The 12,152-nt window shown below is 71.6% G+C and carries 10 protein-coding genes; 6 read left to right on the top strand and 4 right to left on the bottom strand.

Going from position 1 to position 12,152, the window contains the following annotated elements; translation table 11 throughout:
• Position 1: 1 nt before the first annotated feature.
• The 4 genes from ACVFYP_RS10360 to ACVFYP_RS10345 are packed head-to-tail and all read right to left on the bottom strand — an operon-like array spanning position 2 to position 2,208.
• Positions 2–493: a YcgN family cysteine cluster protein gene (locus tag ACVFYP_RS10360; protein WP_499200095.1), complete on the bottom strand. Its 492-nt coding sequence runs from the start codon at positions 491–493 to the stop codon at positions 2–4.
• Between the two features lie 58 nt (positions 494–551).
• Positions 552–812: a DUF3297 family protein gene (locus ACVFYP_RS10355; protein ID WP_499200094.1), complete on the bottom strand. Its 261-nt coding sequence runs from the start codon at positions 810–812 to the stop codon at positions 552–554.
• The gene (locus ACVFYP_RS10350) at positions 809–1,462 is read right to left on the bottom strand and encodes a hypothetical protein (protein WP_499200093.1); all 654 of its coding nucleotides are present in this window, start codon (positions 1,460–1,462) and stop codon (positions 809–811) included. The genes ACVFYP_RS10355 and ACVFYP_RS10350 overlap by 4 nt, the downstream gene beginning before the upstream one ends.
• Positions 1,459–2,208 (bottom strand): MBL fold metallo-hydrolase, encoded by a 750-nt coding sequence (locus ACVFYP_RS10345; protein WP_499200092.1) that lies wholly within the window; start codon positions 2,206–2,208, stop codon positions 1,459–1,461. The genes ACVFYP_RS10350 and ACVFYP_RS10345 overlap by 4 nt, the downstream gene beginning before the upstream one ends.
• A gap of 73 nt (positions 2,209–2,281) precedes the next feature.
• Between ACVFYP_RS10345 and ACVFYP_RS10340 the strand changes: the two genes are divergently transcribed.
• The 6 genes from ACVFYP_RS10340 to ACVFYP_RS10315 all read left to right on the top strand — a co-directional run bounded on the left by ACVFYP_RS10340 (position 2,282) and on the right by ACVFYP_RS10315 (position 12,148).
• Positions 2,282–3,493, top strand: a complete 1,212-nt coding sequence (locus ACVFYP_RS10340; RefSeq protein WP_499200091.1) for a metallophosphoesterase family protein — start codon at positions 2,282–2,284, stop codon at positions 3,491–3,493.
• Positions 3,490–6,951: an AAA family ATPase gene (locus ACVFYP_RS10335; protein WP_499200090.1), complete on the top strand. Its 3,462-nt coding sequence runs from the start codon at positions 3,490–3,492 to the stop codon at positions 6,949–6,951. Before ACVFYP_RS10340 ends, ACVFYP_RS10335 begins: the two co-directional genes overlap by 4 nt.
• A gap of 26 nt (positions 6,952–6,977) precedes the next feature.
• Positions 6,978–8,513, top strand: coding sequence for a UxaA family hydrolase (locus ACVFYP_RS10330; protein ID WP_499200089.1), 1,536 nt, complete (start codon positions 6,978–6,980; stop codon positions 8,511–8,513).
• A gap of 19 nt (positions 8,514–8,532) precedes the next feature.
• Positions 8,533–9,357 carry an AraC family transcriptional regulator gene (locus ACVFYP_RS10325; protein WP_499200088.1) on the top strand — a complete coding sequence of 275 codons (825 nt, stop codon included), beginning with the start codon at positions 8,533–8,535 and terminating at the stop codon, positions 9,355–9,357.
• 72 nt (positions 9,358–9,429) lie between these two features.
• A complete protein-coding gene (locus ACVFYP_RS10320) occupies positions 9,430–9,840 on the top strand; it encodes a VOC family protein (protein ID WP_499200087.1) in 411 nt (136 codons plus the stop codon).
• 100 nt (positions 9,841–9,940) lie between these two features.
• Entirely contained in the window at positions 9,941–12,148 is a 2,208-nt protein-coding gene (locus ACVFYP_RS10315; protein ID WP_499200086.1) for an esterase-like activity of phytase family protein, read from the top strand.
• Positions 12,149–12,152 lie beyond the last annotated feature (4 nt).

Raw genomic sequence — 12,152 nt, 5'->3', positions numbered from 1 at the left:
GTCATCGATCCGCCCGCCTCGGGCGGGGTTTTGGCCGTGCCGCCGGCGGCCAGTTGCCTGGCCAGTCCACGGCATGATCTTCCAGAGCGCCGGCATCCCGCTCCGCGACACTACGGCCGCGCACCGAAACGCCGGCCGCGTGCACCGTCTCCCGCGTACCGGACACCAGCGGGTGCCACCAGGGCAGGTCGCGCCCCTCGGCCAGCAGGCGATAGGCGCAGGTGGGCGGCAGCCAGTCGATGGAGGCGACCTTGGCCGGGGTCAGCTTCACGCAGTCGGGCACCAGGGCCTTGCGGTTGGCATAGTTCCGGCACAGGCAGCTTTCGCCATCCAGCAGCCGGCAGGCGACGCTGGTCCAGACCAGATCCTCGGTCTCCGCATCGCGCAGCTTGTGCAGGCAGCAGCGGCCGCAGCCGTCGCACAGGCTTTCCCATTCCGGGCGCGTCATCGCGCCCAGGGTCTTGGTCCGCCAGAAGGGTTCAGGGCCTGCCATCAGCGGCAACCTATCCTGTGCGGCCCCGACTGCAAACGGCGCCGCGTCCCGGCGCGCCTCAGCTTTCGGCGGTATCGCGGAAATAGGGCTCGACCGGCCCCTTCAGCTTCAGCGTCAGGGGCTGGCCCTTGCGGTCCACGGCCTTGCCGACGGAGACCCGCACCCAGCCTTCGCTGACGCAGTATTCCTCGACATTGGTCTTCTCGACCCCGTTGAAGCGGATGCCGATGCCGCGCGCGAGCAGCGCCTCCTGGTAGAAGGGGCTGCGCGGGTCCACGGACAGGCGGTCGGGCAGGGTTTCGGGTGCGTCTTCGGTCATGTCGGGGTGGTAGTCGCCGCGGGGCGCGCTGCCAAGGGTTCCTGCAACCGCCGCAGCGCCGCCAGGAAACGCGAAGCCGCGAGTTCCGGCGGCCAGGGCTGCCATTGGGTGCCGCCGAACTCCGCCACCAGCGGGTCCGTGGCCATCACCCCCGCCCGGATACCGAGCGTGGCGCGCACCTCCGCCTGCGACCAGCCGGCGACATGCACCGCCTCCGCCGCCGCCATCGCCACATCCAGCTTCTTGTGCAGCTTTTTCTGAATTGGGTCCCAGGGCGGCAGGGCGTAGCGCTGCGCCACCACCGCCGAAAGCCGGTCCTGAAGTGCCATGAAGCCTGGGCCCAGGAAGGGTTTCAGCGGGGAGATGCAGTCGAAATTGGTCAGCCCCTCCTCCGCATCATGCAGCAATTCGCGCAGCGCCTCCGCCCGCCCAGGCTCCGGCTTGGCCCGCTTGCGCAGGGCCAGCACCGCCAGGGAATGCTGCGCGACGGACAGCGGCGCGCCGGGCCAGATGGAATGCCCGCCCCAGCGAAAGGTCCGTGCCAGGCCGATGGCCAGGTCCTCATCCGTCCAGTCGAAGGGGGTGGGCGCCAGCAGGTCCAGCCGGCGGCCGGAGGGCAGGCGGACCCAGGCGCGCGCGGCCCCGCTCAAGGCGCCGTCAGGTCGAAATCGGCGGTCACGGCCAGATCCTCGCTGAACCAGGACCGGATGGCCGCCTGTCGCTGGCCGCAATATTCGGGGTGGCCCTCCGCATCCAGCCGCATGGTCAGGTCATGGCCCGGCACCAGCAGCGTGCCCGCCACCGCTCGCCAGAGCGACCAGATCCCCGCCATGGAGGATTCGGAAGCCGCCGCATCCATCGTCATATCCGCCGCCATCGACAGCATCTCCGCCCGGTTCTTCGCCGCGTCCCCGCTGAAGATCACCGGCGGGTCGTTGCTCGCCAGGTAATAGACCAGGCAGCCCGGCGTATGCCCGGGTGCCGCGATGGCATGGATGCCAGGCAGCGGCTCATCCCCCGCCGCGATCCGCCGGGTGCGCGGGCTGTTCGCCAATTCGCGCACATGCAGCTCCGGCAGCGCGTTGAAATCCCAGGGCTCCGCCTCGGCCCAGGCCATTTCCTCGGCGCCGATCCAGATGGTGGCGTTGGGAAACAGCGGGGCGTTCACGCTGTGGTCCCAATGGGCGTGGGTCAGCAGGATGTCCGTCACATCCTCCCGCTTCACGCCCCTTGCCGCGAGTTGCTTGGCCAGTTCCGGCCGCACGCCGAAGGACCCCACATCCACCAGGGCCACCCGCCCCTCCCCGCGCAGCAGGGCAATGGTGCTCCAGCCCAGCGCGCCATGGCAGACCGATTTGCCGGGATAGCCCTGCACCAGCACGTCCAGCGTATACATTCCATGCCCCTCCATCCCACCTTCCACAGTAACGGGGTTGCGGAGGGCGCCAAGCCGGCCGATTCTGGAGGGGATGAAATTCCTGCACGCCGCAGATATCCACCTGGACAGCCCAATGGCCGGATTGCAGGCGCGCGGCGACCTGCCGCCCAATCTGCTGCGCGATGTCACCCGCCGCGCCTTCGCCGCCCTGATCGACCTGGCGATCGCCGAGGATGTCGCCTTCGTCATCATCGCCGGCGACCTCTATGACGGCGACTGGAAAGACTTCAACACCGGCCTGTTCTTCGCTGCCCAGATGAAGCGGCTGGGTCGCCCCTGCTTCCTGCTGCGCGGCAACCATGATGCGCGCAGCGTCATCACCAAGGATCTGTCCCTGCCGCCCAATGTGCGGGAATTCTCCACCCGCACCTGCCAGACGCATGAGCTGGGCGAGCTCGGCATCGTCCTGCACGGCCATTCCTTCCCGAATCGCGCGGTGCCGGAGGATCTCTCGCAGGGCTATGCGGAGCCGCGCCGTGGCTGGCTGAACATCGGCGTGCTGCACACCTCCGGCAACGATCCCGGCGAGCACGAGACCTATGCGCCCTGCGATCCCGGAATGCTGCGGCTGAAGGGCTACGACTACTGGGCGCTCGGCCATATCCACCAGCGCCAGGTGCTGGCGGAGCGACCCTGGATCGTCTTCCCCGGCAATATCCAAGGCCGCCACATCCGCGAATCCGGCGCCAAGGGCTGCAGCCTGGTGACGGTGGAGGATGGCCAGGTGGTCGCGGTGGAGCATCGCGCCGTGGACATGCTGCGCTGGGCGATGCTGGAGGTGGAGGCCGCCGAGGATTCCGCGCTCAGCCGCCGGATCGCGGATGCCGTGAGCGGGGCGCTGGCCGCCGCCGAGGACAGGCCGCTGCTCGCCCGACTGGTGCTGACCGGGGAGGCAACCCCCGGCCTCGCCAGCGATGTCGAACGCCTCGCCGCCGAATGCCGCAACGCCGCCATCGAGGTGGGCGGCGAAGTGCATGTCGAGGCCGTCCGCCTCCGCACCCGCCCGTCCCGCAGCCTGGCCGCCGGCACGCTGGCGCCGCTGCGCGCCGCCTTCGAGGCCGGCCTCGCCGACCCGACCCGCGTCGCGGCGCTGCTGGCCGAGATGGCAGCGCTGCGCGCCAAGGTGCCGGCGCCGGCCCGCGATGCGCTCGACCTGCCGCAGGATGCCGAGGCGCTGGCGCGGCTCGGCGCGGAAGCCTGGGAACTCGCCGCCGCCGCCATCGCCGCGGAACAGCCAGCGTGAGGCTGCTGCGCCTCGACCTGCTGCGCTACGGGCATCTGACCGACGCGCGACTGGAATTCCCCGAAGCCGCGCCACTGGTGGTGGTGCTCGGCGCCAATGAGGCTGGCAAATCCACCGCACTCGCCGCCATCGGCGATGCCCTGTTCGGCTTTTCCGCGCGCAGCCCCCACGCCTTCCTGCATGAGACCAGCGCCCTGCGTCTCGGCTTCGAAATCCTCGGCCAGGACGGCAGCCGCACCGCCTTCCTGCGCCGCAAGGGCAACAAGAACACGCTGCTGGACAGCGCGGAAAACGCGGTGCCGGAAGCCACGCTGCTGCGCCTGCTCGGCGGTGCCAGCCGGGAGGTGTTCAAGACCACCTATGGGCTGAACGGCGTCACGCTACGCGACGGCGCGCTGTCCCTGTTGCAGAGCGGCGGCGAGGCCGGCGAGAGCCTGTTGGCCGGCATGGGCCTGCCGCATCTGCGCAAGGCGCTGGAGCGGCTGGATAACGAGGCCAAGGCCCTGCATGGCGATGGCCGCGGCAAGCGCGCCTTGTCCACCGCCGCGGACGCCTGGAACGACCAGCGCCGCGCTGCCGAGGAGGCCTCGGTCCGGCCGCGGGACTGGCTCGCCGTCACCGCCGAATTGGAGGATCTCTACCGCCGGCGAGAGGCCGCGACCGCCGAGGCCGATGCGCTGACCGTCGAATCCGCACGGCTGCACCGCACCCGGCGCGTGCTGCCGCTGCTGACCGCCCTCGCCGCCCGCCGCGACGATCTCGCCGCCGTCGCCGACGCGCCGGACCTGCCCGGCGGCGCCGCCGACACCCTCGCCCGGCTGGTCGAGGCCCACCGCCTCGCCACCGAGGACCTGCGGCGGGAGACGGCAGAGGCCGAGCGCCTCTCCCGCGAACATGCCGACCTGCCGCAGGATGGCGCGGTGCTGGAGGTGCAGGACGCGATCGACCGGCTGGCCGAACAGCGCGCCAGCATGGTCCAGGCCGAGGCCGATCTGCCGGAGGTGCAGCGCAAGGTGGATGGCTACCGCGCCGAGGTGATCGAGGCCGCGGCCATCCTGGGCAGCGAGGCCACGCCGGAGGCAGTTCGGGATGCGCTGCCCAAGGCCGCCGACCGCGCGGCCGCCCAGGCGCTGATCCGCCGCCGCACCGAACTCACCACCGCGCTGCGCACAGCGGAGGACGCGCTGGCCGAGGCCGAGCGCCAGAGCAGCGCGGCGCAAGCGAAGCTGGCCGCCACCGCCGCGCCACCCCCGACCGCGCCGCTCCGTCGCGCCATCGATGCCGCCCGGGGCGAGGGTCCGCTGGATCGGGAGCTGGCGGCGGCGGAACGGGCGCTGGCCGATGCGACACGGCAGGTGGACACCGCCCTGGCCGCGCTGCCGCTCTGGTCCGCCGACCTGGCCGCGCTCGCCGCCTGCAAGCTGCCTCTGGCCCCGGCGGCGGAGGCCGCGGCGCAGCGCCTGGCCAGCACCAACAGCGAGTTGGAAGCCGCCCGCAGCGCAGAAGCCGCGCTGGCCGCCGAAATCGCCGCGCTGGAGGAGGCGGTGGAACACCTCGCCCGCGGCGAGACCGTGCCGACCCGCGCCGTGATCGCGGCCGAACGCGCCCGCCGGGACGAGGCCTGGGCCGCACTGCGCCGCAGCCTGGACCAAGGCGCTCCCTCGGAACCCGGCCTGCCCGACACTTTTGAAACCCTGCGCGACAGCGCCGACCGCTTGGCCGATGCCCGAGCCGACGATGCCGCGCGGGTCAATGATTACGCCGCGAAATCCGCGCGCCTGACTTTGCTACGCGCCCGCCTGCCGGATGGCGCCGCTGCGCGCCGCAAAGCGGAGGAAGCCGCGACCGCAGCGGCGACGGAATGGAACGCACTCTGGCAGCCCAGCGGCGTCGCCCCCCAGGATGCCGCGACCATGGTCGAATGGCGTCGCGCCCGTGCGGAGGTGCTGGGGCTCGCCACCGTCGCCGAGGAGATTCGGCAGAAGCGGGATGCGCTGGTCGCGCGCCATGCCGCAGCGCTGGCACTGCTGCCGGAGGGCGCCCCGGGCGACAGCCTCGCCACGCGCCTCGGCCGGGCACAGGATGTGCTGGAGGCCGCGCAGGCCGCCGAAACCGCGCATCGCAACCTCGCCAGCAGCGCCGCCGATGCCGCCAAACATGCCGAGACCGCGCGCCTTGGCGCGGCGCGGGCGCGGGCGGCGCTGGACGCCTTCGAACCGCAATGGCGCGCCACCACCCAGGCGCTGGGCCTGCCCGCCGAGGCCTCGGCCGAGGCGGTGGAGGCGGCGCTCGGCGCCTGGACGCGCGTGGCGGAGGCCGCCAAGGCCTGGCGCGGCGATGCCGCCCGGATCGCCGACATGCGGGGCGCCCTGGAGGGTTTCGCGGAGGCCACGGCCGCCCTGCTGCAACGCCTTGCTGCGCCACAGGACGATCCCGCCCCCCTGGCCGTGGCCCAGCTTGCACGCCGCCTGGCCCGGGCGCGGGCGGCGGATACGCAGGCTGCCGCCCTGCTCAAGCGCCTGCGCGAGCGCCAGCAGGCGGCCGCCAAGGCGACCGACCTGCGCGATGCCGCCGAGCGGGACCTCGCCACGCTGCGGCAGGCCGCGAGCGCCGCCGATCTGCCGGCACTGGAATCGGCGATCGCCCGGGCCGCCGCGCGCGACGATCTCCGCCGCGCCATCGCCAGGCTGGAGGCGGAGCTGCTCGCCCAGGGCGATGGCCGTGACGAAGCGGCGCTGCGGGCGGAGGCCGAGGGCACCGATACGGATGCGGCCGCGGCCCGGCAGCAGCACATCGATGCCAGGCAGGCAGCGCTGCGCGAAACCCTCACCAGCCTCGGCGCCCGCCAGCAGGATGCCGAATCCCGCCTGCTCGCCATGCAGCAGGGCCATGACGCCGCCGCCCATGCGCAGGAGGCCCGGCACCATCTGGCGGAGGCCGCTGCCGCCGCCGAGCGCTATGCCAGGCTGCACCTCGCCCGCAGCCTGTTGCAGGCCGGCATCGAGCGTATCCGCCAGGAACGCCAGGGCCCGCTGCTGCGCCGCGCCGGCGACCACTTCGCGCTGCTGACGGAGGGCCGTTACACCCGCCTGACCACCGATGAGGACGAGGCGGGCGGTACCCTGCTGCGCGCCGTGCGCGACAACCACATGGAATGCCCGGTGGAAGCGCTGAGCGAGGGCACGCGGGATCAGCTTTACCTCGCGCTCCGCATCGCCGCGGTGGAGGCGCAGGCCAGCGCGGCGGAGCCCCTGCCGTTCATCGCCGATGATCTGCTGGCGACCTTCGACGACGCCCGCGCCAGCGCCGCCCTGGCCCTGCTGGCCCGGCTGGGGGCCACGACCCAGACCATCCTGTTCACCCATCACGCCCATCTGGCGGAGCTGGCGGCGCGGCAGCCCGGCGTGGTGGTGCGGGAGATGCCGCACCCCTTCCAAGCGGCGACGCCGGCAGCCTAAGCTGGCCCAAATGGAGGACAACGAATATGGACGCCACCACGCTGCCGCCGGTGCTCCGCCTCGCGCCCGATGATGGCGTGCTGATCGCCCGCATCGCTCTGCCGCCGGGCACCAGCGTGGCACCAGGGATCGTGGTGGGGGCAAAGCGCATCCCACCCGGCCACAAGGTGGCGATCCGCCCGCACGCCCCTGGCGACGAAATCCGCCGCTACGGCCAGATCATCGGCTTCGCGACCGAGACCATCGCGCCGGGCGACTGGGTGCACACCCACAACTGCGCCATGGGCGATTTCGCCAAGGACTACGCCTATAGCCGCGAGGTGAAGGCGACGGCCTATGCCAATACACCGGCCAGCTTCATGGGCTTTCGCCGCCCGGATGGCCGCGCGGCGACGCGCAACTACATCGGCATCGTCACCAGCGTGAATTGTTCGGCCCATGTCGCCGACCTCATCGCCGATGCCTTCAAGCGCAATCCCTTTGCCGGCACCGACCCGCTGGCCGATTTCCCCAATGTGGATGGCGTGGTGGCGCTGACCCACAAGACCGGCTGCGGCATGACGGAGGGTGAGCCGCTGCGACTGCTGCGGCGGACCCTCGCCGGCTATGCGCGGCATGCGAATTTCAGCCATGTCATCGCCATCGGGCTGGGCTGCGAGGTGAACCAGCTTGGCGGTCTGCTGGAGGAACAGCGCCTCGCCGGCCGTCTGCGCAGCATGGACATCCAGGAGATGGGCGGCACCCGCAAAACCGTGGAAGCCGGCATCGCCTTCGTGCGCGGGGTTCTGGCCGAGGCCAATGCCGCGCAGCGCGTGCCGATCCCGGCAAGTGAGCTGGTCGTCGCCCTGCAATGCGGCGGCAGCGACGGCTATTCCGGCATCACCGCCAACCCGGCGCTGGGCTATGCCAGCGACTTGGTGGTGCGCCACGGCGGCACCGTGATCCTGTCCGAAACCCCGGAAACCTATGGCGCGGAGCACCTGCTGACGCGCCGCGCCGTCTCCCGCGAGGTCGGCGAAAAACTGGTCGATCTGATGCGCTGGTGGGAGGATTACACGGCGAAGGAGGGGGCGGAGATGAACGCAAACCCCTCCCCCGGCAACAAGGCCGGCGGGCTGACGACCATCTTGGAAAAGTCGCTCGGCGCCATGGCGAAGGCGGGCACCACCAACCTGGTCGAGGTCTATCGCTACGCGGAGCCGGTGACGGCCAAAGGTTTTGTTTTCATGGACACCCCCGGCTACGACCCGGTCGCCGCCACGGGCCAGGTGGCGGGCGGCGCCAATCTGGTCTGCTTCACCACCGGCCGCGGTTCCGTCTTCGGCGCCAAGCCCGCGCCCTCCATCAAGCTCGCCACCAACACCCTGATGTACGAGCGCATGTCGGAAGATATGGACGTGAATTGCGGCACCATCGTCACCGGCGAGGAAAGCATCGAACAGGTCGGCCAGCGCATCTTCGAACTCATGCTGCGGGTCGCCAGCGGGGAGCGGACGAAAAGCGAAAGCTACGATTTCGGCGGCGCCGAATTCGCCCCCTGGGTGATCGGCGCGACGATGTGACGACAGCGGGGCGGGTGGCATGAACAGCTTCAGCTTCACCCCACGCCCCGTCCACCCCGCCCTGCGCGGCCTCGTGCGCGGCTACTGGCACTATGAGGAACAGCGCGACGCCCCCCAGCGCCGCCGCGAAATGCCCTGCGCCGAGGCGGTGCTGCTGATCAATCTCGGCCCGCCCATCGGCGTGTCCTGGCCCGACCCGACGCGCGAAAGCCGCTTCGACACCGCCGCCGGCTTTCTCGCCCGCCCGCACCCCGCCTCCGCCCGCAGCTTCATGCCCGGCCATCAACGCGGCTTGCAGGTGATGCTGACGCCGCTGGGGGCGGAACGGCTGCTGCGCAGCTCCCTCTCCGGCCTGCCGGCCGCGTTTCTCGACCTGCGCGACAGCCTGGGTCGCGACGGCCCTTCCCTCGGCGCCAGGCTGGCCGAGACCGCCGGCGCGGAGGCCTGCCTCGACCTGATGGAGGCCGAATTGCTGCGCCGCTTGGCCGATGACACGCGACCGCCGGACCGGGTGGCAGAGGCTTGGCGGCGGATCGAGGCCAGTGCCGGCGGCCTCGGCATCAACGGCCTGGCGCGCGACCTGGGCTGGAGCCGCCAGACCCTGGTCCGCCATTTCCAGGCGCGCACCGGCCTGACGCCCAAGCTCGCCGCGCGGCTGCACCGCTTCGGCGCCCTCATCGCGCGGTTGCCGGAGGTGCCGGAGCAGGGCTGGGCCGGGCTGGCGGCGGAGCTGGGCTATGCCGATCAGTCGCATCTCATCCGCGACGTGCGCGACTTCACCGGCCTGACCCCGGCCGCGCTGCTGCGACGGCGGCTGCCGGATGGGCTCGGCTTCGCAGTGTAGCGCGACAAATCTCCAATCCGGCGTGGGCCGCCTGGGATTAGCGTCAGGGTCCAAGGCCAGGAGACCTCGACCATGACGGAAGCAAGACCCGGCACGCTGTGCCCCTGCCTGCGCTACCAGGACGCGCCGGCGGCGCTGGACTGGCTGGAACGCGCCTTCGGTTTTCGGCGCGGGCTGGTGGTACCGGACGGCAAGGGCGGCATCGCCCATGCGGAGCTGCATCTGGAGGACGCCGGGCTGGTGATGCTGGGCTCCGTGCGGCCGGACGGTTTTGGCCAGGCGCCCGGCCAGCTGAGGAACATCACCGGCAGCATCTATGTCCGCACCGCCGATACCGATGCGGCGCATGACCGCGCCGTGGCGGCGGGGGCGGAGGTGGTGCGACCGCTGGAGAACACCGACTACGGGTCCCGCGACTTCTCGGTGCGCGATCCGGAGGGCCACGTCTGGTCCTTCGGCACCTATTGGCCGGCGACTCCGTGAAGGTTTCGTGTCAGCCTTGATCCGACCTTGCCGGCCCTCGGGGCGAATGCGACGCCGACGCGCCGCGGATCAGCGCGGCGCAGTCGAACGGCCCAATCCCATGCGCATCTCCCTCCGCACCCTGCTGCTCACCAGCCTCTGCGCCCTTCCCGCGGTGGCGCAGGAGGCCCCGGTCTTCAACCGCATCGCGACTATCGAGGCGGTGCGCATGCTGCCGCCGGACCGCGACCGCGCCGGTCGCTCCATCGCCGAGATCGTCACCGCCTCGGCCGATGGCAACACGCTGATCTATGTCGATGGCGGGCAGCGCGGCCTGGGTTTCGTGGACATCGCCGACCCGGCCGCGCCGCGACCGGCCGGCTTCCTGCCGCTGGATGGCGACCCCACCTCCGTCACCGCGCGCGGCGCCCGCGCCTATGCCGTGCTCGACACCTCCCCCAACAAGGCGGCGCCCAGCGGCCATGTGGTGGTGGTGGATATTGCCGGCCGCCGCGTCGAACAGCGCTGTGACCTCGGCGGCCAGCCCGATGCGGCGACGATCAGCCCGGATGGCCGGACCCTGGTCGTGGTGATCGAGAATGAGCGCGACGAATCGCTGGACCGCGGCCGCATCCCGCAACTGCCTCCGGGCAACCTGACCCTGCTGCCGATCACCGAGGCGGGGCTGGATTGCGCGGCGCTCCGCCGCGTGGACCTGACCGGCCTCGCCGCCGTGGCGCCGACCGATCCCGAGCCGGAATTCGCCGATGTGAACGGCCGTGGCGAGGCCGTGGTGACGCTGCAGGAAAACAACCACATCGCCATCGTAAACTTGGCGGAGGGCCGCGTCGTCGCGCATTTCAGCGCCGGCACGGTCGATCTCGACCAGGTCGATGGCCGCCGCGACAACGTCATCCGCACCAGCCAGCGCCTGACCGGCCTGGTGCGGGAACCCGATGCGGTGCGCTGGCTGGATGATGAGCGCTTCGTCACCGCCAATGAAGGCGACATGGTCACCGGATCGCGCGGCTTCACCATCTTCCGCCGCGACGGCACGGTGGAATGGGATTCCGGCAACCTGCTGGACCATCTGGCGATCCGCACTGGCCATTACCCGGAGGCGCGCTCCGCCGCCCGCGGCAATGAGCCGGAGGGGGTTGAGGTGGCCCGCTTCGGCGATCGCCGGCTGATCTTCATCGGCTCGGAACGCGCCTCCCTCATCAGCGTCTGGCAGGATCGCGGGCCGGGGCAGGCGCCGACCTTCCTCCAGGTGCTGCCGACCGGCGTGGCGCCGGAAGGGCTGCTGGCCATCTCCGCGCGCGGGCTGCTGGTCGCCGCCGGTGAGGGTGACAATCCGGAAAGCGGGCTGCGATCGACCCTGTCGATCTACCGCCTCGGCGATGCGCCCGCCGCCTATCCCACCCTGCTGTCCGAGAATGGGCCGGCGGGCACGCCGATCCCCTGGGGCGCGCTCTCCGGCCTCGCCGCCGACCGCGCGGTGCCGGGCCGCCTCTATGCGGTGACCGACAGCGTTTATGCCGAGGCGCAGATCCTGACCCTCGACGCCACCACAACGCCCGCCCGCATCACCACCAGCCTGACGGTGACGCGCGACGGCCAGCCCGCCGCCAATCTGGATATCGAGGGCATCGCGATGCGCCCCGGCGGCGGCTTCTGGCTGGCGTCGGAGGGCAATCCGGAGCGGGCGCAGAACAAGACCGCCAACCTGCTGCTGCGCGTCTCCGCCGCCGGCGCGATCGAGGAGGAAATCGCCCTGCCGGAGGCCTTGGCCAGCCGCGCCCTGCGCTTCGGCTTCGAAGGCGTGACCGTGACCGGCGAAGGCGCGGCCGAGACGGTGTGGATCGCCGTACAGCGGCCCTGGACCGGCGACCCGGCGAACCACGCTATGATCCTGCGCTACCAGCCCGCGACCCGCGCCTGGGGCGTGTTCCACATGGCGCTGGAGGCGACGCCGGCCGGCTGGATGGGGCTTTCGGAAATCACCGCGGTCGGCCCGGACAGCTTCGTGGTGATCGAGCGCAACAACCAATGGGGGGAGCCGGCGATCAAGCGTCTGGTGCTGATCTCGACGTCCGGGCTGACGCCCGCGGCGCCGGGGGCAACCACCGTGCCGGTGGTTGCACGCCGCCTGCTGCGGGACATGGTGCCGGACCTGGCCGCGACCGGCGGCACGGTGCTGGAGAAGCTGGAGGGCTTCGCGATTGACGCGGCGGGGAATGCCTTCGCCGTCACCGACAATGACGGTGTGCAGGGCGCCTCCGGCGAAACGCAGTTCCTGCGGCTGGGCCGGCTTCCGCTGGATCGCTGAGGCG

Source organism: Roseomonas sp. F4 (genome assembly GCF_053891155.1).
This window is presented reverse-complemented; position numbering and strand designations above follow the sequence as displayed.